Source organism: Plantactinospora sp. ZYX-F-223 (genome assembly GCF_039649625.1).
Taxonomy (GTDB): domain Bacteria; phylum Actinomycetota; class Actinomycetes; order Mycobacteriales; family Micromonosporaceae; genus Plantactinospora.
This window is the reverse complement of record NZ_JBDJAV010000028.1, coordinates 63040-86534: the sequence shown is the minus strand read 5'-3', so window position 1 is coordinate 86534 and position 23495 is coordinate 63040. Positions and strand designations below refer to the sequence as shown.

At 71.5% G+C, this 23495-nt stretch carries 24 protein-coding genes; 21 read left to right on the top strand and 3 right to left on the bottom strand.

What is annotated here, in order from left to right; genetic code table 11:
- The first annotated feature begins 125 nt into the window (after window positions 1-125).
- From prmC to AAH979_RS26565, 18 genes are all read left to right on the top strand, one after another.
- Window positions 126-1094, top strand: coding sequence for a peptide chain release factor N(5)-glutamine methyltransferase (gene prmC, locus AAH979_RS26650; protein WP_346260866.1), 969 nt, complete (start codon window positions 126-128; stop codon window positions 1092-1094).
- A 59-nt stretch (window positions 1095-1153) separates the two neighbouring features.
- Window positions 1154-1798 carry an L-threonylcarbamoyladenylate synthase gene (locus AAH979_RS26645; RefSeq protein WP_346260911.1) on the top strand — a complete coding sequence of 215 codons (645 nt, stop codon included), beginning with the start codon at window positions 1154-1156 and terminating at the stop codon, window positions 1796-1798.
- Entirely contained in the window at window positions 1799-2413 is a 615-nt protein-coding gene (locus AAH979_RS26640; RefSeq protein WP_346260865.1) for a phosphotyrosine protein phosphatase, read from the top strand.
- Between the two features lie 210 nt (window positions 2414-2623).
- Window positions 2624-4924, top strand: a complete 2301-nt coding sequence (locus tag AAH979_RS26635) for a transglycosylase domain-containing protein (RefSeq protein WP_346260864.1) — start codon at window positions 2624-2626, stop codon at window positions 4922-4924.
- Window positions 4925-5066: 142 nt separating this feature from the next.
- A complete protein-coding gene (gene glyA, locus AAH979_RS26630) occupies window positions 5067-6386 on the top strand; it encodes a serine hydroxymethyltransferase (protein WP_346260863.1) in 1320 nt (439 codons plus the stop codon).
- A 46-nt stretch (window positions 6387-6432) separates the two neighbouring features.
- On the top strand, window positions 6433-6894 hold the full coding sequence (locus tag AAH979_RS26625) for a hypothetical protein (RefSeq protein WP_346260910.1): 462 nt from the start codon (window positions 6433-6435) through the stop codon (window positions 6892-6894).
- Window positions 6895-7099: 205 nt separating this feature from the next.
- The gene (locus AAH979_RS26620; protein ID WP_346260862.1) at window positions 7100-7330 is read left to right on the top strand and encodes an AtpZ/AtpI family protein; all 231 of its coding nucleotides are present in this window, start codon (window positions 7100-7102) and stop codon (window positions 7328-7330) included.
- A gap of 12 nt (window positions 7331-7342) precedes the next feature.
- Window positions 7343-8146: a F0F1 ATP synthase subunit A gene (gene atpB / locus AAH979_RS26615; RefSeq protein ID WP_346260861.1), complete on the top strand. Its 804-nt coding sequence runs from the start codon at window positions 7343-7345 to the stop codon at window positions 8144-8146.
- Between the two features lie 90 nt (window positions 8147-8236).
- Complete coding sequence (locus tag AAH979_RS26610; RefSeq protein ID WP_346260860.1) at window positions 8237-8476, top strand: F0F1 ATP synthase subunit C; 240 nt, start codon at window positions 8237-8239, stop codon at window positions 8474-8476.
- Between the two features lie 26 nt (window positions 8477-8502).
- Window positions 8503-9078: a F0F1 ATP synthase subunit B gene (locus AAH979_RS26605; RefSeq protein ID WP_346260859.1), complete on the top strand. Its 576-nt coding sequence runs from the start codon at window positions 8503-8505 to the stop codon at window positions 9076-9078.
- The gene (locus AAH979_RS26600) at window positions 9078-9899 is read left to right on the top strand and encodes a F0F1 ATP synthase subunit delta (protein WP_346260858.1); all 822 of its coding nucleotides are present in this window, start codon (window positions 9078-9080) and stop codon (window positions 9897-9899) included. The genes AAH979_RS26605 and AAH979_RS26600 overlap by 1 nt, the downstream gene beginning before the upstream one ends.
- An 82-nt stretch (window positions 9900-9981) precedes the next feature.
- On the top strand, window positions 9982-11634 hold the full coding sequence (gene atpA / locus AAH979_RS26595) for a F0F1 ATP synthase subunit alpha (protein WP_346260857.1): 1653 nt from the start codon (window positions 9982-9984) through the stop codon (window positions 11632-11634).
- Window positions 11635-11643: 9 nt separating this feature from the next.
- Entirely contained in the window at window positions 11644-12576 is a 933-nt protein-coding gene (locus tag AAH979_RS26590) for a F0F1 ATP synthase subunit gamma (RefSeq protein ID WP_346260856.1), read from the top strand.
- Window positions 12576-14012: a F0F1 ATP synthase subunit beta gene (atpD, locus tag AAH979_RS26585; protein WP_346260855.1), complete on the top strand. Its 1437-nt coding sequence runs from the start codon at window positions 12576-12578 to the stop codon at window positions 14010-14012. Before AAH979_RS26590 ends, atpD begins: the two co-directional genes overlap by 1 nt.
- A 356-nt stretch (window positions 14013-14368) precedes the next feature.
- Complete coding sequence (locus AAH979_RS26580) at window positions 14369-15505, top strand: LCP family protein (RefSeq protein ID WP_346260909.1); 1137 nt, start codon at window positions 14369-14371, stop codon at window positions 15503-15505.
- A gap of 336 nt (window positions 15506-15841) precedes the next feature.
- Window positions 15842-16933, top strand: a complete 1092-nt coding sequence (locus tag AAH979_RS26575; RefSeq protein ID WP_346260908.1) for an LCP family protein — start codon at window positions 15842-15844, stop codon at window positions 16931-16933.
- Window positions 16934-17022: 89 nt separating this feature from the next.
- On the top strand, window positions 17023-17304 hold the full coding sequence (locus AAH979_RS26570) for a F0F1 ATP synthase subunit epsilon (RefSeq protein ID WP_346260854.1): 282 nt from the start codon (window positions 17023-17025) through the stop codon (window positions 17302-17304).
- Between the two features lie 12 nt (window positions 17305-17316).
- On the top strand, window positions 17317-17757 hold the full coding sequence (locus AAH979_RS26565) for a DUF2550 domain-containing protein (RefSeq protein WP_346260853.1): 441 nt from the start codon (window positions 17317-17319) through the stop codon (window positions 17755-17757).
- 178 nt (window positions 17758-17935) lie between these two features.
- Here AAH979_RS26565 and AAH979_RS26560 read toward each other — a convergent pair whose 3' ends face one another.
- A complete protein-coding gene (locus AAH979_RS26560; protein ID WP_346260852.1) occupies window positions 17936-18625 on the bottom strand; it encodes an SAM-dependent methyltransferase in 690 nt (229 codons plus the stop codon).
- Between the two features lie 166 nt (window positions 18626-18791).
- Here AAH979_RS26560 and AAH979_RS26555 point away from each other — a divergent pair, with 166 nt between their 5' ends.
- Both AAH979_RS26555 and AAH979_RS26550 read left to right on the top strand, forming a co-directional pair.
- A complete protein-coding gene (locus AAH979_RS26555) occupies window positions 18792-19988 on the top strand; it encodes a histidine kinase (RefSeq protein WP_346260851.1) in 1197 nt (398 codons plus the stop codon).
- Complete coding sequence (locus tag AAH979_RS26550; protein ID WP_346260850.1) at window positions 19985-20746, top strand: response regulator transcription factor; 762 nt, start codon at window positions 19985-19987, stop codon at window positions 20744-20746. The genes AAH979_RS26555 and AAH979_RS26550 overlap by 4 nt, the downstream gene beginning before the upstream one ends.
- 253 nt (window positions 20747-20999) lie before the next feature.
- On the opposite strand, the gene AAH979_RS26545 is transcribed toward AAH979_RS26550, so the two are convergent.
- Both AAH979_RS26545 and AAH979_RS26540 read right to left on the bottom strand, forming a co-directional pair.
- On the bottom strand, window positions 21000-21434 hold the full coding sequence (locus tag AAH979_RS26545) for a VOC family protein (RefSeq protein WP_346260907.1): 435 nt from the start codon (window positions 21432-21434) through the stop codon (window positions 21000-21002).
- A 31-nt stretch (window positions 21435-21465) separates the two neighbouring features.
- Window positions 21466-22038 (bottom strand): cob(I)yrinic acid a,c-diamide adenosyltransferase, encoded by a 573-nt coding sequence (locus AAH979_RS26540; RefSeq protein ID WP_346260849.1) that lies wholly within the window; start codon window positions 22036-22038, stop codon window positions 21466-21468.
- A gap of 118 nt (window positions 22039-22156) precedes the next feature.
- Between AAH979_RS26540 and murA the strand changes: the two genes are divergently transcribed.
- Window positions 22157-23485: a UDP-N-acetylglucosamine 1-carboxyvinyltransferase gene (gene murA, locus AAH979_RS26535; protein WP_346260848.1), complete on the top strand. Its 1329-nt coding sequence runs from the start codon at window positions 22157-22159 to the stop codon at window positions 23483-23485.
- Window positions 23486-23495: the final 10 nt, after the last annotated feature.

Genomic DNA, 23495 nt, shown 5'->3' with positions numbered 1-23495 from the left:
GCCGACCGGTCGCCCGGAGGCACGGTGCCCTCCGGGACGCTCGACCGGTCTGAGCATCCAGTCGATCCGGGGTGGAAACGCGCCCGCAACGCAATGATTCCCGGCCGACGTTTCATGATTATGTCGTGACGCGTATTCCCCGGCATCCCCGCGAAGCGACAGAACGGACCCGACCGTCGGTCGCGATTGCGGCCGCGACGTCCGCGCTGGCCCGGGCCGGTGTCGGGCCGGCCCGGACCGAGGCGGAACTTCTGTTGGCGTACGTCCTCGGCGTGTCGCGCGGTGCGCTGGCCGTGGCCGACCCGCTCACCGGCGAGCAGCGGGACCGGCTGGCGGAGCTGGTCGAGCGGCGTACCCGGCACGAGCCGCTACAGCACCTGCTCGGCTCGGCGGCGTTCCGGTATCTGGAGCTGGCGGTCGGCCCGGGGGTCTTCGTTCCCCGGCCGGAGACGGAACTGCTGGCCGGCTGGGGTGTGGAGCAGGCCCGCCGGGTCGGGGCGACCGGGACCGGCGCCGGTGGCTCGCCCGACCGCTCCGGCGCCGACCCGGCCGGTGGCGGGCCGCTGGTGGTCGACCTGTGCAGCGGCAGCGGCGCCATCGCGCTCTCGGTCGCCGAGGAGGTGCCGGAGGCCCGGGTGGTGGCGGTCGAGCGGTCGGCGGCGGCGCTGGACTGGCTGCGCCGCAACGCCGCCGAGCGGGCCGGTGCCGGCGACCGGCCGATCGAGGTGGTGGCCGGGGACGTGGCCGACCCGGAGCTGCTGGCCGGGTACGCCGGCCGGGTGGACGTGCTGCTCTGCAACCCGCCGTACGTGCCGGACGGCACCCCCGTACCGCCGGACGTGGCCGGGCACGACCCGGCGGAGGCGGTCTTCGGCGGCCCGGACGGGCTCGCGGTGATCCGGCTGGTGCTGGACCGGGCGGCCCGGCTGCTGCGCCCGGGCGGGGCGTTCGGCGTCGAGCACGACGACACGCACGGCACGGCGGTCCCGGACCTGTTGCGTGCGCACGGCCGGTTCATCGACATCGCGGACCATCCGGACCTGGTCGGGCGCCCTCGCTTCGCCACCGCCCGCCGGGCCGACACCCGCCGGTAACCGGCCGGAAGTCCCCGTGCCACGGTGGGCGCTCCGGCGTGGCAGACTGGCTCCTCGTGATGCTCTACGACTGCCGGTCACTGGCGGACCGTGACCGAGGCGTCGCCGCGGCCGTCGAGGCGGTCAAGAACGGCGAACTGGTCGTGATCCCGACCGACACGGTCTACGGGATCGGCGCGGACGCCTTCACCCCTTACGCGGTCAAGGCGCTGCTCAACGCGAAGGGCCGGGACCGGCAGCATCCGCCGCCGGTGCTGGTCGGCTCCCGGCGCACGCTGGACGGGCTGGTCTTCATGCTGCCGAGCACCGCCCGGGACCTGGCCGACGCGTTCTGGCCCGGCGCGCTGACGATCGTGGTCGAGCACTCGCCCAGCCTCCAGTGGGACATCGGCGACACCGGCGGCACCGTGGCGGTACGCATGCCGCTGCACCCGGTCGCCCTGGAGGTGCTCCGGGAGACCGGGCCGATGGCCGTCTCGTCGGCGAACAAGACCGGCCAGCCGGCGGCGGTGACCGCCGAGGAGGCCCGGGAGCACCTCGGCTACGCGGTGCGGGCCTATCTGGAGGCCGGGCCGTGTCCGGAGCCGGTGCCGAGCACCATCGTCGACGTCACCGGCGAGGTACCCCGGGTGCTGCGCCAGGGCGCGATCCCGCTGGAGAAGCTCCGCGACGTCGTACCGGACATCCAGGGCCAGGTGTCCTGAGTGCCGCCGTTCACGGTCCTGCACGTCTGCCTGGGCAACATCTGCCGGTCGCCGATGGCGGAGCGGCTGCTCGCGCTGGCCGTACGGGAACGGCTGGCCCGGCGGGCGGCCGACGCGGAGGACGCCGACCGCCTGGTGCACAGCCACAGCGCCGGCACCGGCGGCTGGCACGCGGGTGAGGAGATGAACCCGCCGGCCGCCCGGCAGGTGCGCTCCCGGGGCGGGGACGTGGCCGACTTCGGCGCCCGCAAGCTCCGCTCGGAGCACATCGACGCGGCCGACCTGGTGCTGACCGCAACCGCCGACCAGCAGGAGTACGTCGTGGCGCTGCGCCCCGACGCCGCCGACCGCACCTTCGTGCTCGGCGAGTTCGGCCGGCTGCTGCCCACCGTGGACGCCGCGGCCCTGCCCCCGGCCGACCCGAGCGATCCGGACGCGGTCTACGCCCGGGGCACCGCCCTGGTGGCCGCGGTGGCGGCGGCCCGGAGCGGCTCCTCCCCGCTGCCCGGCGACGACCTCGACGACCCGTGGGGCCGGGGCGACCAGTGTTTCAGCCGGGTCGCCGACGAGATCGAGGACGCCGTCCGGCCGCTCGCCGCCGTTCTGCTGCCCTGACCGGAGGAACGGCCGGCGAGGTGGCGGCATCTCCGCCGGACGTACTCGGCCGGTGTCACTCCGGCCGGTGTCACTCCGGCTTGTGAATCTGGTCCAGTTTGCCGTGAAACGGGTGCGGCGCCCGAAATCAGCCGTCAGGCTGACAGGGTTCCCGAACCCGGCCGATTGTCCGGGTTGCGTCGATTGCTGTCCCGCCCCGGGAGGTACGGCATGCTCCGGTTGCGGCTGAACCAGCTCTGGACCATGACTCTGGCCGGCATCCTGGCCGGGACGATCCTGGCCGCCGCCGCGCTGCCGGCCGCGGTGCTGCTGGCCGTGGGGTTGACGTCGATCGGCGCCCGCTACGAGGACCTGCCGCAGGACCTGCGCACCCCGCCGACCGCCCAGCGCTCCTACCTCTTCGCCGACGACGGCCGTACCCCGATCACCTCGTTCTACGACGAGAACCGGACGAACGTGCCGCTGGCCCAGGTGGCCGAGGTGATGCGGCAGGCGACGGTGGCGGCCGAGGATGCCCGCTTCTACTCGCACGGCGGCGTCGACCTCAAGGGCGTACTCCGGGCCGTGGTGGCGAACCGGGCGAGCGGGGGAGTGCGGCAGGGCGCCTCGACGCTGACCATGCAGTACGTCCGCAACGTGCTGAAGAGCGATCCCGGGCTCACCGCCGAGCAGCGGGCCGAGGCGACCGAGACCAGTGCCGGCCGCAAGATCCAGGAGATGCGGTACGCGCTCGCGCTGGAGCGCAGGCTCTCCAAGGACGAGATCCTCAGCCGCTACCTGAACATCGCCTACTTCGGTGCCGGGGCGTACGGCGTCGCCGCCGCCAGCCAGCGGTACTTCTCCAAGTCGGCCCGGCAGCTGACGCTGGCCGAGGCCGCCCTGCTGGCCGGGTTGCTCCGCTCGCCGGAGACGGACAGCCCGATCGGCGGGAACGCCGACGCCGCCCTGACCCGCCGCGGCTATGTGCTGAGCCAGATGGCCGAGACCGGAGTGATCCCCGCCGAGACCGCCACCCAGGCCCAGTCGGAGCCGATCAGGCTGCGGCCGGGTGCCGAGCCGAACGACTGCGCCGGCATCCCGGACGGGCGCTCCGACTGGGGCTTCTTCTGCGACTACTTCCAGCAGTGGTGGAACGCGAACCCCGCGTTCGGGCTCACCGTCGACGAGCGGCAGCAGACCCTGCGCCGGGGCGGCTACCGGATCACCACCTCGCTCGACCCGGAGATCCAGGCCACCGCGCTGCGGCAGACCCTGACCGTGTACGACTACTCCGACCGCCGGGCCGCGCCGATGGCGGTGGTGCAGCCCGGCACCGGCCGGGTACTGGCGATGGCGGTGAACCGGCACTACCGGCTCGATCCCAACCCGCCGGGGCAGCGCAACTATCCGAACACCGTCAACCAGTTGATCGCCGGTGGCGGCGGCATCGACGGCTACCAGGCCGGCTCGACGTTCAAGATTTTCACCCTGCTCGCCGCGCTGGAGGAGGGGATGCCGCTCAGCTCGGGCTACCTGGCCCCGTCCCGGCTGCTGACCAGCTATCCGATCGACGGGCCGAACGCCTGCGGCGGCTACTGGTGCCCGGCCAACGCCAACCCGAGGTGGATGGACGGCTACCGCACCATGTGGACCGGCTTCGGGCGCTCGGTCAACACCTACTTCGTGGCGCTGCAACAGCGGATCGGCGCGGACCGGGCGGTGCGGATGGCCGAGCGGCTGGGCATCGTGTTCCGGGCCGACGACGACGCCCGGCTGGCCACCTACGGGGCGGAGGGCTGGGGGGCGTTCACCCTCGGCGTGGCCGCCACCACCCCGCTGGACCTGGCGAACGCGTACGCGACGCTGGCGGCCGAGGGGAGGTACTGCAAGCCGCTGCCGGTGCTCTCGATCGTCGACTCCACCGGCCGGTCGCTGCCTGCCGCCGCGCCGAGCTGCGGAAAGATGCTCAGGGCGGAGGTGGCCCGGGCGGCGACCGACGCGGCCCGGTGCCCGGTCGGCGCCCAGTCGGCGTACGCCCAGTGCGACGGCGGCAGCGCCCCCGAGGTGACGAGGATCCTCGGGGACCAGCCGGTGGCCGGCAAGACCGGCAGTGCGGAGGGGTACGCCACGGAGACCTTCGTCGGCTTCACCCCGCAGCTCGCGGCGGCGGCCATCGCCGCCAACCCGGACGACCCGAGCGACGCGGTCGGCCAGCCGGTGCAGCGGAAGGTCATCGAGGCGGTCGCCACCACCCTGGCCACCGCGCTGAAGGGCAAGCCGCGGCAGGACTTCACCCCGCCGGGTCGGGAGATCGCCTTCGGCGACGGCCCGGGCGACCTCGGCCCCACTCCGGCCGGGCCGGGCCCCGATCCGTTCGCCCCGGCGCCCGCTCCGACGCCGCCGGTCCCGGCTCCCACCGCGGTCGTCCCCCGGCCGACGCCACCGCCGCCGGCCCCACCCCGGCCGACCGCCACGGTGCCGGGACCGGTACGCCCGGTGCCGACCCCGTCCGGCCCGGTGGTGGTGCCCTAGCCGGCGAGGCCGTCCCCGGCCACGTCCCGCGCTGACCCGGCCCGACCCGCCGGTGCGCTCCGGCAGGTCGGCGGGCGGCGTCCCGGGTACCCCCATAGACTCGGACCCGGCCCAATGCCGAGCGGGACGAGAAGGTGCCGGGGTGAGCGAGCTAATCGAGCGGGCGGGTCGGCTCGGTGCCGGGGAGCCGACGTTCTGGGGGCCGGACTTCGACGAGTTGGCCGGGACCGACCCGGAGATCGCCGAGGTGCTGCTGGACGAGCTCGACCGGCTGCGCGGCGGGTTGCAGTTGATCGCCAGTGAGAACCTGACCTCCCCGGCGGTACTGGCGGCGCTCGGCTCCACCCTGACCAACAAGTACGCCGAGGGTTATCCGGGCCGGCGCTACTACGGCGGCTGCGCCGAGGTGGACCGGGCCGAGCAGATCGGCATCGATCGGGCCAAGGCGCTGTTCGGAGCCGAGCACGCCAACCTCCAGCCGCACTCCGGAGCGAGCGCCAACCTGGCCGCGTACGCCGCGTTGGTGCAGCCCGGCGACACGGTGCTGGCGATGGACCTGCCGCACGGCGGCCACCTGACCCACGGCAGCCGGGTCAACTTCTCCGGCAAGTGGTTCGCCCCGGTCGGCTACCAGGTGCGCCGGGACACCGAACTGATCGACTACGACGAGGTACGCGAGCTGGCCCTGGCGCACCGGCCCAAGATGATTATTTGCGGCGCCACCGCGTACCCCCGGCTGATCGACTTCGCCCGGTTCCGGGAGATCGCCGACGAGGTCGACGCCTATCTCATGGTGGACGCGGCGCACTTCATCGGGCTGGTCGCCGGCCGGGCGATCCCGTCCCCGGTGCCGTACGCCGACGTGGTCTGCGCCACCACGCACAAGGTGCTGCGCGGCCCCCGGGGCGGCATGATCCTGTGCCGGGAGTCACTCGCCGAGCGGATCGACAAGGCGGTCTTCCCGTTCACCCAGGGCGGGCCGTTGATGCATTCGGTGGCGGCCAAGGCGGTCGCGCTGCGCGAAGCGGCGTCTCCGGCCTTCCAGGCGTACGCTGCCCAGGTGGTTTCGAACGCGCAGGCACTGGCCGCCGCCCTCGCGGCAGAGGGGATGCGCCCGGTCTCCGGTGGCACCGACACCCATCTCGCGCTGATCGACCTGCGCGAGGCCGGGATCACCGGTCGGGACGCCGAGGCGCGGTGCGACGCCGCCGCGATCACCCTGAACAAGAACGCCATCCCATACGACCCGCAGAAGCCGATGATCGCCTCCGGCATCCGGGTCGGCACCCCGAGCGTCACCACCCAGGGCATGGGCGAGCCGGAGATGCGCCGGATCGGCGAACTGATCTCCCGGGCCGTCCGGACCGACCCGGCCGCGCCCGGTGGTGCCGACGCCCTCGCCGCGATCGGCGCGGACGTCGCCGACCTGGTGGCCGCGTTCCCGGCGTACCCCCGTGGCTGAGCGCGCGGAGCCGGTCGAGGTGGCGGAGCGGCCGGCGGAGCCGGAGGTGGCCACCGCGGGCGGAGCCGGCGGGTCACCGCCGGCCGGCGGGACCGGTGCGCCGGACCGGCACTGGCGGCTGGCGCATCTGCCGGTGGTGCTCGGGGCGTCGGCGGGCCTGCTGGTCCTGGCCACCGTGCTCGGTGCCCTGCTGCGCGGCGGGGTCGGCGCGGCCGGTGCGGCGGCCGGGGTCGGCCTGGTCACGCTGAGTTATCTGGCCTCCACGTTGGTGATCGCCTGGGCCGACTCCGTCCATCCCACCCTGGTGCTGCCGTTCGGTGTGGCGATGTACGTCGCCAAGTTCAGCGTGATCGGGGTGGTGATGGCCGGGGTCGCCGGCCGGGGCTGGGCCGGGCTGGAGCCGTTCGGCTGGGGAGTCCTCGCCGGGGTGGTGGCCTGGACCGGGGCGAACATCTGGTGGGTGGCCACCGTGCACGCCGTACGGACGCACCGGCCGCCCGAGGCGTGATCCGGGTCACCCGTCTCGGGTTGGACCTGCTCCGAGTCCCGTTGACGGGACGGCACAGGAAACTGTCAGTGATCGGTCATTTTCCCGGTGGCGGAACCGGAGTAGCGTGCCCACAGACGACGCGCCCGCCCAGAGGCCCACACAACGAGGTTGTGCGGGGGGTGAGGCACAGCCTCGTATCCCCGGCTGATATCGTTCGGCCGTCATGACCGGTGACCAAACCCCCCAACCCCCCAGCGGCTCGGGCACTCCCGAGGCCGGTGAGGGTTGGACCGCGCTGGCATACCTCATCGGAGGTCTGGCGGTGTGGGGCTGCATCGGTTGGTTGGTCGACCAGTGGCTCGACACCGGTGGTCTGGCCACCGGGATCGGGTTCCTGCTCGGCGGGGCCGGGGGCGTCTACCTGGTCATCCGCCGACTCGGCACCCCTAGCTAGGGAAGGGACGCGGTGATCGGAAAGTCGATCGTCCTCGCGGAGGACGGCAAGGTTCCGTTTCCACCCAGCGTGGAAGACTTCTTTCTGCCGAGCATCGTGCCGTGGGGCGCGCACAACTCGTACTGGATCACGAAGTTCACGGCGCTGATCTGGCTGGGCGCCGCCCTGCTCATCATCTTCTTCCTGGTCACCTACCGGAACCCGAAGCTGGTGCCGACGAAGAGCCAGTGGATCGCCGAGTCGATCTACGGCTTCGTCCGGAACAACATCGCGGTCGACATGATCGGGCACCGGGGCGTCGCCTTCGCGCCGTACCTCGCGACGCTGTTCTGCTTCATCTTCATCAACAACCTGTGGCAGATCATTCCGTTCGTGCAGATCTCGCCGATGGCGCACATCGCGTTCCCGACGATCCTGGCGATCATCAGCTACGTGATGTTCATCTGGGTGGGCATCCGGCACCACGGTTTCGCAAAGTTCGTCAAGCATTCACTTATGCCGCCGGCGCCGTGGTTCATGCAGCCGCTGCTGATCCCGATCGAACTCTTCTCGACGTTCATCGCCCGGCCCGTGTCGCTGGCACTGCGGTTGTTCGCCAATCTGTTCGCCGGGCACATCATCCTGCTGGTCTTCACCCTCGGCGGCTTTGTCCTGCTGAATTCGGAGTCGTTCTTCCTGAAGCCGATCTCGGTGCTCTCCTGGGCGGTGTCGATCGCGATCACCTTCCTGGAGGCGCTGGTCATCGTCTTGCAGGCCTACATCTTCACCGTGCTGACCGCCAGCTACGTGCAGGGCGCGCTCGCCGACGAACACTGACGCACCCGACGAACACCGACCCGAACACAACCGCACACCCGTTGTCGTCCCGCGTGAGCCGTCACGCGTGATTCCAGGAGGAACCAACCAATGTTGTCGTCGACCCTCGCCGCCGTTGAAATCACCGGCAACCTCAGCGCCATCGGCTACGGCCTCGCGGCCATCGGCCCGGGTATCGGTGTCGGCCTGGTCTTCAGCGCCTACATCCAGTCGACCGCCCGGCAGCCCGAGTCGTCCCGGCTGACGCTGCCGTACGTCTGGATCGGCTTCGCCGTCATCGAGCTGCTGGCGCTGCTGGGCATCGCCTTCGGCTACGCCTTCTCCGTATAGCCGTTCCCTCGAAACGGGAGGTTCCGATGTTCGTCTACTTGGCCGCGGAGGGCGGCACCGAGCACAACCCGATCATCCCGCTCTGGCAGGAGATCGTCATTGGCTCGATCGCCTTCGCCATCCTCTGCTTCATGCTGATGAAGTTCGTCTTCCCGCGGATGGAGCAGACCTTCCAGGCTCGGGTGGACGCGATCGAGGGCGGGATCAAGCGCGCCGAGGCCGCCCAGGCCGAGGCCAACCAGCTCCTTGAGCAGTACCGCGCACAGCTCGCCGAGGCGCGGACCGACGCGGCGAAGATCCGCGACGACGCCCGGGCCGACGCCGAGGGCATCCGGCAGGATGTCCTGGCCAAGGCTCGGGAGGAGTCCGACCGGATCATCGCGGCCGGCAAGGAGCAGCTTGCCGCCGAGCGGGCCACCATCGTGCGCGAGCTGCGTACCGAGGTGGGCACGATCGCGGTCGACCTGGCCAGCCGGATCGTCGGTGAGTCGCTGGCCGACGAGGCGCGGCGCAAGGGCACCGTCGAGCGGTTCCTGGCCGACCTGGAAGGCGTCGGCGCCGGCAACGGCTCGGCCAACGGCTCCGCCGTACGGGCGAGCTGATGCAGGCCGCCAGCCGGGAGTCGTACGCCGCCGCACGGCAGCGTCTCGACGCGTACGCCGGCCAGACGGATGCGGACCGGATCGTCGCCACCGGTGACGAACTCGGGTCGGTCGCCGGCCTGCTGCGGCGCGAGCCGCGGTTGCGCCGGGCGCTCTCCGACCCGGCACGGGCCGGCGAGGACCGGGCCGCGCTGCTGGAGTCGCTGGTCGGCGACAAGGTCGGTGCGGACGCCAGGGAGCTGCTCGGGGTGCTGGTCTCCGGCCGCTGGTCGGCGCCGTCCGAGCTGCTCAGCGCCACCGAGCGGCTCGGGGTGGAGGCGCTGCTCGCCAGCGCCGACCGGGCCGGTGACCTGGGTGAGGTGGAGGACGAGCTGTTCCGCTTCGGTCAGGTGGTCGCCGCCGACGCGGAGCTGAGCAACACGCTCTCCGACCCGATCGCGCCGGTGGCGCAGCGGGCCGAGCTGACCGGCGCGCTGCTGTCCGGCAAGGCCAAACCGGTGACGGTCAAGCTGGTCGAGGTCGCGCTCGCCGGGTTCGGCGGGCGCTCCTTCTCCGGGGCGCTGACCCGGCTGGTCGAGCTGGCCGCCGACCGGCGGGACCGTCAGGTGGCGTACGTCACCGTCGCGGCCCCGCTGGCCGAGGAGGAGGAGCACCGGTTGGGGCGCAAGCTCACCGAGCTATACGGTCGGGAGGTCAGCGTCAAGCAGACGGTGGATCCGGCCGTGCTGGGCGGGCTGCGCGTCCAGATCGGCTCCGATCTCTACGACGGCACGATCCTGCGCCGCCTCACCGACACCAGAAACGCGCTCGTGCGGGGCTGACCACCACTGACGCCTCCGCGCAGCGCCGAGAAGACATCCACGCCGTTCCGGTTAACCGGGCCCTGAATAGAGGAAGAAGAGGATGGCCGAGCTGACCATCTCGTCGGAGGAGATCCGCGGCGCGCTGGAGCGCTACGTCTCCTCCTATTCGCCCGACGTCTCCCGTGAGGAGGTCGGCACCGTCGCCGACGCCGGTGACGGCATCGCCCACGTCGAGGGCCTGCCCTCGACCATGACCAACGAGTTGCTGGAGTTCGAGGACGGCACCCTCGGCCTGGCGCTCAACCTCGACGTCCGCGAGATCGGCGTCGTGGTGCTCGGTGACTACGGCGGGATCGAGGAGGGGCAGCGGGTCAAGCGGACCGGCCGGGTCCTCTCGGTGCCGGTCGGCGACGCGTTCCTCGGCCGGGTGGTCAACCCGCTCGGCCAGCCGATCGACGGCCTCGGCGACATCGCCAACGAGGGCTACCGCGAGCTGGAGCTGCAGGCGCCGAACGTGATGGCCCGGCAGAGCGTCAACGAGGCGTTGCAGACCGGCATCAAGGCGATCGACGCGATGACCGCGATCGGCCGGGGCCAGCGGCAGCTGATCATCGGTGACCGGCGGACCGGCAAGACCACCGTCGCGCTGGACACGATCCTCAACCAGCGGGACAACTGGCGCTCCGGCGACCCGGCCAAGCAGGTCCGCTGCATCTACGTGGCGATCGGCCAGAAGGGCTCGACCATCGCCTCGGTCAAGGGCCTGCTGGAGGAGCAGGGCGCGATGGAATACACCACCATCGTCGCCTCGCCCGCCTCCGACCCGGCCGGCTACAAGTACATCGCCCCGTACGCCGGCTCGGCCATCGGCCAGCACTGGATGTACGCCGGCAAGCACGTCCTGATCGTCTTCGACGACCTGACCAAGCAGGCCGAGGCGTACCGGGCGGTGTCGCTGCTGCTGCGCCGCCCGCCGGGCCGCGAGGCGTACCCGGGTGACGTCTTCTACCTGCACTCCCGGCTGCTGGAGCGCTGCGCGAAGCTCTCGGACGAGATGGGCGGCGGCTCGATGACCGGTCTGCCGATCATCGAGACCAAGGGCAACGACATCTCCGCGTTCATCCCGACCAACGTCATCTCGATCACCGACGGCCAGATCTTCCTGGAAACCGACCTGTTCAACCAGGGTGTCCGGCCGGCGATCAACGTCGGTACCTCGGTCTCCCGGGTCGGCGGTGCCGCCCAGGTGAAGCCGATGAAGAAGGTGGCCGGCCGGCTCCGGCTGGACCTGGCGCAGTACCGCGAGTTGGAGGCGTTCGCCGCGCTCGCCTCAGACCTGGACAAGGCGTCCCAGGACCAGCTCAGCCGGGGTGCCCGGCTGGTGGAGCTGCTGAAGCAGACCAACTACTCGCCGTTCCCGGTGCAGGAGCAGGTGGTCTCGGTCTGGATCGGCACCGAGGGCAAGCTGGACGACGTGCCGATCGGCGAGGTCCGGCGCTTCGAGTCCGAGTTCCTGGAGTTCCTCCGCCACCAGTACAAGCCGACGATGCAGTCGATCGCGGACAACAACTGGGACGACGACATCATCAACGCGCTGAACGAGGCCGTCACCCGGTTTAAGCAGATGTTCCTCGGCAAGGAGGACGAGGTGCGGGTCAACGAGGCGCCGGCCGAGCCGATGGAGGGCGAGCAGGACCGCGAGACGGTCACCCGGTACCGCGGCGACGAGTCGGCCCCGGCCGAGAAGCAGTAGGGCTGACCGGTGGCTGCCCAGGTACGCGTTCTTCGTCAACGGATCCGCTCGGCGAAGTCGATGAAGAAGATCACCAAGGCGATGGAGCTCGTCGCGACGAGCCGACTCGCCAAGGCCCAGTCCCGGGTCGCGGCGTCGCTGCCGTACGCCCAGGCCATCACCGGCGTGCTCACCGCGCTGGCGTCCAACGCGGCCATCGACCACCCGCTGCTCACCGCCCGGCCGAAGGTCCGCCGGGCCGGGGTGGTCGTGGTCACCAGCGACCGCGGCCTGGCCGGCGGTTACACCTCCAATGCGATCAAGGCGGCGGAGTCGCTGATCGCCCGGTTGAAGGCCGACGGCAAGGAGCCGGTGCTCTACGTCATCGGCCGCAAGGGTGTCGGCTTCTACCGGTTCCGGCAGCGGAAGGTGGAGGCGAGCTGGACGGGCTTCTCCGAGCAGCCGACCTTCGCCGACGCCAAGCAGGTGGGCGAGACGCTGATCAAGGCGTTCGTCTCCGGCGCGGACGACGTGGAGGGCGGTGACCCGGGGATCGACGGCGTGCTCGGCGTCGACGAGCTGCACATCGTCTACACGCAGTTCAAGTCGCTGATGTCGCAGACCCCGGTGGCCCGGATCATCGGGCCGATGGAGGTCGAGGACCGGCCGCGCTCCGAGGGGCTGCTGCCGGCGTACGAGTTCGAGCCGGAGGCGGACGCGCTGCTGGACGCGCTGCTGCCGAAATACATCAACACGCGGATCTACGCGGCGTTGCTCGAGTCGGCGGCCAGCGAGTCGGCCTCGCGTCGTCGGGCGATGAAGAGCGCGACGGACAACGCCGAAGAGATGATCGAGACCTACACGCGTGAGATGAACTCGGCCCGTCAGGCCGGGATCACCCAGGAGATCAGTGAGATCGTCGGCGGCGCGAACGCGCTGGCCGCGTCGGGAAGTGAAGTGTGATGACTGCTCCTTCAGAGACCAAGACCGCGACGGGCCGCGTGGTCCGGGTCATCGGCCCGGTCGTCGACGCCGAGTTCCCGCGCGACGCCATGCCGGAGATCTTCAACGCTCTCAAGGTGGAGGTGACCCTCTCCGGTGGCCAGAAGACGCTGACCCTGGAGGTCGCCCAGCACCTGGGCGACAACATGGTCCGGACGATCTCGATGCAGCCGACCGACGGTCTGGTCCGGGGCACCGAGGTCCGGGACACCGGTTCGCCGATCACCGTGCCGGTCGGTGACGCGGTCAAGGGCCGGGTCTTCAACACCATCGGCGAGGTGCTCAACCTCAAGGAGGGCGAGACCTTCGAGGCGGCCGACCGGTGGCAGATCCACCGCAAGGCGCCGGCCTTCGCCGACCTGGAGCCGAAGACCGAGATGCTGGAGACCGGCATCAAGGTCATCGACCTGCTCGCCCCGTACGTCAAGGGTGGCAAGATCGGTCTGTTCGGCGGTGCCGGTGTGGGCAAGACGGTGCTGATCCAGGAGATGATCACCCGGGTCGCCAACAACTTCGGTGGTACCTCGGTCTTCGCCGGGGTGGGTGAGCGGACCCGTGAGGGCAACGACCTCATCCACGAGATGACCGAGTCCGGCGTCATCGACAAGACCGCGCTGGTCTACGGCCAGATGGACGAGCCGCCGGGCACCCGGCTCCGGGTGGCGCTCTCCGCGCTGACCATGGCGGAGTACTTCCGGGACGTGAACAAGCAGGAAGTGCTGCTCTTCATCGACAACATCTTCCGGTTCACCCAGGCCGGTTCGGAGGTCTCCACCCTGCTCGGCCGGATGCCGAGCGCGGTGGGCTACCAGCCGACCCTGGCCGACGAGATGGGCGAGCTCCAGGAGCGGATCACCTCGGTCCGGGGCCAGGCGATCACCTCGATGCAGGCGATCTACGTGCCGGCGGACGACTACACCGACCCGGCGCCGGCCACCACCTTCGCCCACCTGGACGCCACCACCAACCTGGAGCGGTCGATCTCCGACAAGGGCATCTACCCGGCGGTGGACCCGCTGGCGTCCTCGTCCCGGATCCTCGCGCCGGAGTTCGTCGGTGCCGAGCACTTCGCGGTCGCCTCCGAGGTGAAGCGGATCCTGCAGCGCTACAAGGACCTGCAGGACATCATCGCCATCCTCGGCATCGAGGAGCTCTCCGAGGAGGACAAGCTCACCGTCGGCCGGGCCCGCCGGATCGAGCGGTTCCTCTCCCAGAACACGTACGCGGCCGAGGTCTTCACCGGCATCAAGGGCTCGTACGTGCCGGTCAAGGACACCGTCGAGGCGTTCAAGAAGATCAGCGAGGGCGAGTACGACCACTTCCCCGAGCAGGCCTTCTTCATGTGCGGTGGGCTCGACGACCTGGAGCGCAACGCCCGTGAGCTGATGAAGGACTAGTTCACCGGCGAGTACGCGTACGCCAGCCGCACCGGCAGTCGCCGGTGCGGCTTCGGCGTCTTCACCCGCTGTTCACCTGCACGATCTGGTCGATTTGTTCGATCTTCATCCTGTTCCGCTGCTTTGGTAACCCGACTTTGCCGGGTACCGTCGTGGGCGGCCCGCAACCCCGGCTGACCGGCAACGTCTCTGTCCAGTGGGCCCGTCCTGGTCGCGGGGTGCTACGAACGGAGTGTCTGGTGGGTGAAGGCGGCAGCGGCGACGGTCGAGCGGGCGGCAGGATCCACCGGCTGGCCCGGCAGCGGCGGGGCGCCACGCCGGGCTCCCCGGCCGCCGACGAGCCTGGCCCGGAGCGGATGGGTCCCGAGCGGACGGGCTCGGGTCGGCGGCACCGGGGCAGGTCCCGGGCGCCGCGCTGGGCCCGGGTCTGCACCATGCTCGGTGCCCTGCTGGTGCTCGTCAGCGGCGCCGGGCTGGTCGGCTTCGAGGCGGTGCTCGCCCGCTACGAGGGAGCGGTGCAGGAGGCCGACCTCTTCGGCGACGAGGCGGCCGGCGCGGTGCCGGAGAAGAAGTCGGACATCAAGGGCCCGCTGAACGTCCTGCTGGTCGGGATCGACCCGCGGACGCCGGAGTGGGCACCACTGGCCGACTCGATCATGGTGCTGCACGTGAACGAGACGCTGGATTCGGCGTACCTCTTCTCGCTGCCCCGGGACCTGCTGGTCGAGATCCCGGCCTTCGCCAAGGCCGACTACAACGGTGGTACGGAGAAGCTGAACGCCGCGATGGCGCACGGCAGCAAGGTGCCCGGCGGGAAGCTGCCGAGCGCGGCCCAGGGCTTCGAGCTGCTCTCCAGGACCGTCTCCCAGGTGACCGGCATCGAGCGGTTCGACGCCGGGGCGATCATCAACTTCAACGGCTTCCAGAAGATCGTCGACGCGATGGGCGGCGTCGACATGTACATCGACACGAACGTCAAGTCGGAGCACCGGCAGCCGAACGGCAAGATGCGCACGCTGAAGCCGGGTGGTGGCGGGTACACCGGGCCGCAGGCGCAGTACACGAAGGGCAATGCCCACCTGTCGGGCTGGCAGGCGCTGGACTACGTCCGGCAGCGGTACGGCCTGCCGAACGGTGACTACGACCGGCAGCGGCACCAGCAGCAGTTCGTCCGGGCAATGGCCGACCAGGCGCTGAGCAAGGACGTGGTGACCAACCCGATCAAGCTGGATTCGGTGCTCCGGGCGGCCGGCGAGTCGCTGATCTTCAACGGTCGCGGTCACGACCTGGTCGACTTCGCCTTCGCGCTGCGCGGGCTCCGGTCGGACTCGATCCAGATGATCAAGTTGCCGGGTGGTGGGGTGACCCAGGGCGGCGACTATCAGGGCGAGAGGTTCCAGCCGATCGCGGACGAGTTCTTCGCCGCGATCAAGGCCGGCACCGTCGACAGCTTCGTCATCAACAACCCCGAACTACTGAACAAGGCCAAGTAACCCGCTCGGGGCCGGAGCCACCCGGGGCGTCCGGGCCGGTCCGGCCGGGTCCCTCGGGTACCGGTGCCACACGCACCAGGATCCATGGCTAGTCTCTGCAACATTTCCGCCCCGTCGACCCGTCCTTATTGACGGGCGCGAGAATTCCAGGGCGCTACGGATGGAGATGCAGTGAGCGAGGGCGGCAAGGGCGCTGGCCGGTCCACCAGACGGACGGGCCGGCCGGAGCGCGGTCGGGACGGCAGCGTCGGGCTGATCGGCGACGGCTCGGTGGGCGACCTGTCGGGCGGCGGACGGCCGATTATCCAGGGGCGGCGCAAGAAGTCGGTCGTACCGATGTGGGCCCGGCTCTGCACGATCTTCGGCGCCGTGCTGGTGCTGCTCAGCGGCGGCGTGCTGGTCGGCCTGGAGGCGGTGTTCTCCCGGGTCGAGGGGGCGGTGACCGAGGAGGACCTCTTCGGCGACTCCGCCGCCGGGGCGCCGCCGGCGGAGAGGAAGTCGGACATCAAGGGCCCGCTGAACATCCTGCTGGTCGGCATCGACCCGCGGAAGCCGGAGACCCCGCCGCTGGCCGACTCGATCATGGTGCTGCACGTGAACGAGACGCTGGACTCCGCGTACCTCTTCTCGCTGCCCCGGGACCTGCTGGTCGACATCCCCCGGTTCGCCAAGGCCGACTTCTCGGGTGACCGGACGAAGCTGAACGCCGCGATGTCGTACGGCAGCAGGGTGCCCGGCGAGAAGCTGCCGAGCGCGGCCCAGGGCTTCGAGTTGCTCTCCCTGACGGTCTCCAAGGTGACCGGGATCAAGCGGTTCGACGCGGGCGCGATCATCAACTTCGGCGGCTTCCTGAAGATCGTCGACGCGATGGGCGGCGTCACGATGTACATCGACCAGAACGTCAAGTCGGAGCACCGCCGCCCGGACGGTACGCACCGGGCGCACAAACCCGTTGGAGAGGGCTACGTCGGCCCGCAGGCGCAGTACAAGAAGGGCACCCGGCACCTGGAGGGCTGGCAGGCACTGGACTACGTCCGCCAGCGGTACCCGCAGAACGGGGTGACCGACGGGGACTACGGCCGGCAGCGGCACCAGCAGCAGTTCGTGCGGGCAATGGCCGACCAGGCGCTGAGCAAGGACGTGGTGACCAACCCGGTCAAGCTGGACCGGGTGATCCGGGCGGCGGGTAAGTCGCTGATCTTCAGCGGCCGTGGCCACAAGCTGCTCGACTTCGGTTTCGCGCTGCGCAACCTGCGCTCGGACTCGATCCAGATGATCAAGCTGCCCGGCGGCGGTGTCAGCGTCGGCGGCGACTACCAGGGCGAGAAGTTCCAGCCGATCGCGCAGGAGTTCTTCGCCGCGCTCAAGGCCGGCACGGTCGACAGCTTTGTGATCAACAATCCGGAGTTGTTGAACAAGGTCAAGTGAGCGGTACCGGTCGGAGCCACCCGGCTGGGAGCGGCGGCGGGAGCCGGACTAGACTTTCCACAATCCCGCCGCCGCAGCAAGGAGACAGCGTGGCACAGCTTCAGGTCGAACTCGTCGCCGTCGAGGAAAAGATCTGGACGGGCGAGGCCGAGATGGTCGTCGCACGGACGACCGAGGGTGAGCTCGGAGTGCTGCCGGGACACGCGCCGCTGCTCGGGCAGCTCGCCGAGCCCGGCCAGGTACGCATCAAGCTGGCCGGCGGCGAGCAGTTGACCTACGACGTGAACGGCGGCTTCCTCTCGGTGACCAGCTCCGGGGTAACGGTGCTGGCCGAGAGCGCCAGCCCGGTGACCGAGTCCTCGAGCCGCTGACCCGACACGTCGATGCTGGTCTTGCGTTGGATCGGAATCGGCGTCCTGGTGCTGCTCCTCGCGGTTGCGGCACTCTTCGTCCGGCGAGCCCTGATGACCCGTTCCGGCGGCATCATCCGGCTCAGCGTGCGGGTCACGACGATCCTCGACGGCCGCGGCTGGTCGCCGGGCTTCGCGCGGTTCGCCGAGACCGAGCTCCGCTGGTACCGGATGTTCAGCTTCGCGCTCCGGCCGAAGCGGGTACTCTCCCGGCGTGGCCTCGCGGTGGAGCGCCGCCGGCTGCCCGAGGGCCAGGAACGGCTCATCATGCCCGCCGACTGGGTGATCCTGCGATGTGTCAGTCACCAGGCACCCGTGGAGATCGCGATGGCGAAGTCCACGGTCACCGGTTTTCTCTCCTGGCTTGAGTCCGCCCCTCCGGGGGCGGTTTCTCATTTGGTCCTCCGCGACTGAACCCGGGTTCGCGGCGAGGCCACCCGTCGGCCGGCGGCCGGTCACCGGTCGGTCCGACACGATGCTGCACCGGTTCGCGGTGACCAACCCTTCCGGCGGCCGGTAACCCCCGCCCGACACGACTGCGCCCCGGCTCGCATGATCGAGCGTGCGGCCGGGGCGGGAAGCGGATGGGGGATCAGGGGCGGCTCGGCTCCGGGCCGCGCGAGGCGGAGCGGGTCCCCGGGCGGACCGGTCCGGGGTGCCGGCCGGGTCCGCCGCGCTCCTCGCCGGCCGGTTGCCGGATCGGCCGCCGGCAGTGGTAGACCACCGCGGGCGGCAGGTTGGCCCAGACCGTCCCGCCGACCACGACCTCCTCGAACAGTTCCCGGAGGTTCCGGTGCAGCCGCCGGGCCGGCGGCGACCAGCGGGCGTGCTGGTAGGCGAAGGTGGTGAAGACCCCGTCGTCGGCGAGCGCCGCGACGACCGCGGTGAGGATGTCCCGCTGCTTCTGCGCGCTGAACACGGCCCAGGGCAGGCCGCTGACGATCACCTGGGCCGGCGGCAGGTTCCGCTCGGAGAGCAGCCCGGCCAGCGCTCCGGCGTCGGCCTGGAGCACGTCGACCGCCGGATGCTCCCGGGCCAGCCGGTCCGCGAAGGTCGAGTTGACCTCCACCGCGAGGTGTCGGCCCTGACCGGCCAGCCGGCGCTGGATCACCCGGGTAAACGCCCCGGTGCCGGGGCCGAGTTCGACCACCAGTGGCTGCCCGCTCCGGGGGATCGTCGCGGTGATCCGCTCGGCGAGCGGCGTTCCGCTGGGCGCGATGGCACCGATCGCCCGGGGGTCGCGGGCCAACTGGGCCAGAAACGAGATCATCTCGGTGGGCACGGACCGAAGCTAGGCGAACTGATCAATCTCGGATGTCATCCGGCCGGCCGGTGTACCCGGCCACTCGGAGGAGGCGCCGAGACCAGTGGCAGGAGTCGCAGCCGGAGTTGCGGCTCCGTATCGTTGCGGCGTGCGGGTGCGGCGGAGATGGTGGCCAGATGTGCTGATGGGCCTGGTCGGAGGCGCCTTCGGGCTGGCCAAGCTGGGCTGGCCCGTGGTGCAGAGCAAGCCGCTGCCCCTGCTGCTGACGGTGGCCGCCGGGCTGATCCTGGTGGCGGTCCGCCGGTGGCCCTGGCCGGTGCTGCTGGCCGAGTGCCTGCTGCTCAGCGTCGCCAACTGGACCGCCCCGCTGGGCGCCGACGTCGCCCACTTCGCCGCCCTGACCGCGCTCGGGATCATTGCGTACGCCGCGAACTGGCCGGCCACCGCCGTGGCGCTGGGGCTGTCGTACGCGGCGTCGCTGGTGCACCTGATCGGCCCCGACAGCGAGGGGCTGCTTCCCGGGCAGCAGGGGTTCATCCAACTCGCCGGCTTCTTCGGGATCTCCGTCGCCCCGGTCGCGCTGGCCCGCTACCTCGGTCGGGTACGCCGGGTGGCCCAGTCGGCCGAGGAGCGCGCCCGGGAGGTCGAGGCGCAGCAGGAGGTGCAGACCCGGGCGGCCCGGCTGGCCGAGCGGGCGGCCATCGCCCGGGACCTGCACGACATCGTCGCGCACCACGTGGGCGCGATCGCGTTGCAGGCCGGCGCGGCGCAGTACGCGGCCCGGCGTACCGGCCGGGTGGACGACGCGGTGCAGGCACTGGGGGAGTTGCGGGTCACCGCCGGCCAGGTGCTCGACGAACTGCGGGCGCTGCTGGAAGTGCTGCGCGACCCGGACGCGATCGTGGCGGGTGGGCCGCCGATCGAACCCGAGCAGTTGATCATGGATGCCGAGCAGCGGGTCCGGGCGGCCGGGGTGGCGGTCCGGATGAACCTGGCCAGCGACGTCGGCGAGGCGCCGCTGGTGGTGCGTACCACCGCCGCCCGGGTGGTGCAGGAGGGGCTGACCAACACCCTCAAGCACGCCGGACCGGGCGCGACCGCCTCGGTGGACATCCGGCCGGACGGTACCGGCCTGCTGGTCGAGGTGCTCGACACCGGCCCGGAGCAGCCCCGGCCGTCCCTGCTGCCGCCCTCCGGGCACGGGCTGGCCGGGATGCGGGAACGGGTCCGGCTGCTCGGCGGCACGCTGCTCGCCGGCCCCACCGGCGGCGGTGGCTGGCGGCTCGCCGCGCACCTGCCGATCCGGGAGAAGACGGCGGCGATCTGCGCGAAGCCGGCGCCCCGAGCGGTCGACGCGGAGCCGACCGGGCGGTCCCGGTGACCGTACGCGTCCTGGTCGTCGACGACCAAGCCCTGGTCCGGGCCGGCGTGACCCTGCTGCTTCGTACCGCCGGCGGGTTCGACATCGTCGGCGAGGCCGGCGACGGGCGGGAGGCGGTCCGGCTGGCCGAGCGGCTCCGCCCGGACGTGGTGCTGATGGACCTGCGGATGCCCCGGATGGACGGCATCGAGGCCACCCGGCGGATCCTCGACCAGCACCCGGCGACCCGGGTACTGGTGCTGACCACCTTCGCCGACGACGCCAACATCTACGGGGCGCTCGGCGCCGGGGCGATCGGCTACCTGGTCAAGGACGGCGCCCCCGAGGACCTGGTGGACGCGGTCGGCCGGGCCGCCCGGGGTGAGCCGCTGCTGGCACCGGCCGTACTGGCCCGGATCGTGCACCGGGCGTTGCAGGCACACACCGAGGACACCGAACGCGGCTCCGACGCCGTACGGCCGTCGGGTCGCCGGCTGCTCAGCGGCCGGGAGCGCGAGGTGCTGGCCCTGGTCGGCGCCGGGCTCTCCAACGCCGAGATCGCCTCCCGGATGCACCTGGGGGTCACCACCGTCAAGACGCACGTCTCGGCGGCGATGGAGAAGCTCGGGCTGCGCAACCGGGTCCAGGCCGCGGTGGTGGCGCACCGGCTCGGTCTGGTCGACGACGACTTCCGGCCGATCGGCCTGGACGGACCGGGCCGGGACAGCAGTACCCGCGACGAGAACACTCCGGGCACCGTCCCGCCAGCGTCCTGGTGATCCCGACGGGGTGTTCCCAGGGGGACGGGGTGTTCCCAGGGGGACGGGGTGTTCCCAGGGGACGGCCGCCGCGCACCGGCCAGTCGGCGGAGCCGGTCCGGCCCGCGGCACGACGCCGGCCGGCGGGCGCGCCGGGCACGGTGTAGGGGTGGATCCCGCCGCTGGCCACCGCGCTGGCCGTCTGCACCCTGGCCGCGTTCGCCGGGGACCAACTCGGCGGCCTGTCCCGGCGGGCCGGGAGGCGCCGGGCCGGTCAGCCGCCGGGGACGGGGACTGAGGAGGCACAGAGTTCCACCTCGAACCCGGACCTGTCAGTCAGGTAGCCGGCGTAGTTCTCCGGCCCGCCCGCGTACGGGTGGCGGTCGGCGAAGAGCAGCGACCAGCCGTACCCGGGGGCCAGCGCGACCAGCCGGTCCACGGCGGTGGGCGGGCCGGCGTGGAAGGCCAGGTGGTTGAGGCCCGGCGCGAGCCGGTCGTGCCGCCGGGACGACAGCGCGGGGGACTCCTCCAGTACCAGGTAGGTCGGGCCGTGCCGCCAGGAGCGGCCGGCCGGCCAGCTCTGGTACGGCGTCCAGCCCAGTTCGCCGAGGAGCCAGCCCCAGCTCGTGCTGGCCTGGGCGAGGTCCGGTACCCAGATCTCGACGTGGTGCAACCCGCCAGGCGGGACGGGCGGCTGGTCGGGGGTCAGCCCGCTCGGGGCGTTACCGGGAGCGGCCGGGTCAGCGCTGGCCACCCGGCACCCATAGCACATCTCCGGCCGGATTCGCGGTTCTTGCCAGGATGAACAGCAAATCCGAGAGGCGGTTGAGATACTTTGCCGGGAGAGTGCTGGTTCGATCTGGTTCGGAGCTGATCAGGGCCCAAGCCGAGCGCTCGGCCCGCCGGGCGATCGTGCGTGCCACGTGCAGCAGGGCCGCTCCCGGGGTGCCGCCGGGCAGGACGAAGGAGTCGAGTTTGGCCAGTCGGGCGTTGTACCGGTCGCACCAGCCCTCCAGCCGCCGTACGTACTCCTCGGTGACCCGCAGCGGCGGGTACGCCGGCTCCGGCTCGACCGGGGTGGCGAGGTCGGCGCCGACGTCGAAGAGGTCGTTCTGGACCGTGCCGAGCACGGTGCGGAGGTCCTCGTCGAGCTGCCCGAGGGCCAGCGCCACCCCGATCGCCGCGTTGCACTCGTCGACGTCGGCGTACGCGCCGATCCGCGGGTCCGTCTTGGCGACCTCTTCGTTGTTGCTCAGCCTGGTCGTGCCGGCGTCGCCGGTCCTGGTGTAGATGCGGGTGAGGTGGACGGCCATGACGAACAGCGTACGGACGTCAAGTCCGGCGACGGCGGCCCGGCCCGGGCCGGGAACCGGGCAGGGCTGGCCGGACGGCACCGGGCCGGGTGGGGCGGACGACTCTACGATTTGCGACGTGGACGTGATCAGAGTCAGCGGCGGCGCCCGGCTGGAGGGCCAGGTGCACGTCGTGGGTGCCAAGAATTCCGCGCTGAAACTGATGGCAGCGGCGCTGCTCGCCCCGGGGCGGAGTGTGATCACGAACGTACCCCGGATCACCGATATCGCGATCATGGCCGAGGTGCTGCGCCGGCTCGGCTGTGCCGTCTCATTCGCCGACGACGAGGGCGATGGTGCGGCGGGCGGGGACGGCGACCCGCCCCGGTCCTGTTCGGTGACGATCGACGTGCCGACGGATCCCGGCACCGAGGCCGACTACGACCTGGTACGCCGGCTCCGCGCCTCGATCTGCGTGCTCGGCCCGCTGCTGGCCCGGCGCGGGTACGTCCGAGTGGCGCACCCCGGCGGCGACGCCATCGGCTCACGCGGGCTGGACATGCACGTGGCCGGGCTGGCCCGGATGGGCGCGGAGATCTCCGGTGAGCACGGCTTCGTCATCGCCTCGGCACCCCGGGGGCTGCACGGCGCGACGATCTGGCTCGACTTCCCCAGCGTCGGCGCCACCGAGAACCTGGTGATGGCGGCGGTACTGGCCAGGGGCGTCACCGAGATCGACAACGCCGCCCGCGAGCCGGAGATCGTGGACATCTGCACCATGCTCAGCCAGATGGGTGCCAAGATCGATGGGGCCGGCACGTCCATGCTGCGCATCGAGGGCGTCTCCGAGCTGCGCCCGGTCCGGCACGCCACGGTCGGCGACCGGATCGTCGCCGGCACCTGGGCCTTCGCAGCGGCGATGACCCGGGGCGACGTCACGGTGACCGGCGCGAGCCCGGCCTTCCTGGAGATCGCGCTCGACAAGCTGGTCTCGGCCGGGTGCCTGGTCGAGACCCGGGCCGACGCGTTCCGGGTGCAGTTGGACCGGCGGCCGTCGGCGGTGGACGTGGTGACCCTGCCGTTCCCGGGCTTCGCCACCGACCTGCTGCCGATGGCGATCGGGCTGGCCTCGGTGAGCGAGGGGGCCTCGCTGGTCACCGAGAACATCTTCGACGGCCGGTTCATGTTCGTGAACGAGATGGCCCGGCTGGGTGCGGACATCAAGACCGACGGGCACCACGCGGTGGTCCGGGGCCGGGAGCGGCTCTCCAGTGCCCCGGTGCGGGCCACCGACATCCGGGCCGGGGCGGGCCTGGTGATCGCCGGACTCTGCGCCGACGGGGTCACCGAGGTCTCGCACGTGCACCACGTCGACCGGGGCTATCCGGACTTCATCGCCGACCTGCGGAGCCTGGGGGTCGAGGTGGAGCGGGCGACCGCTCCCGAAGAGCCGGCGTTCACGTTGTGACCGGGCGGCG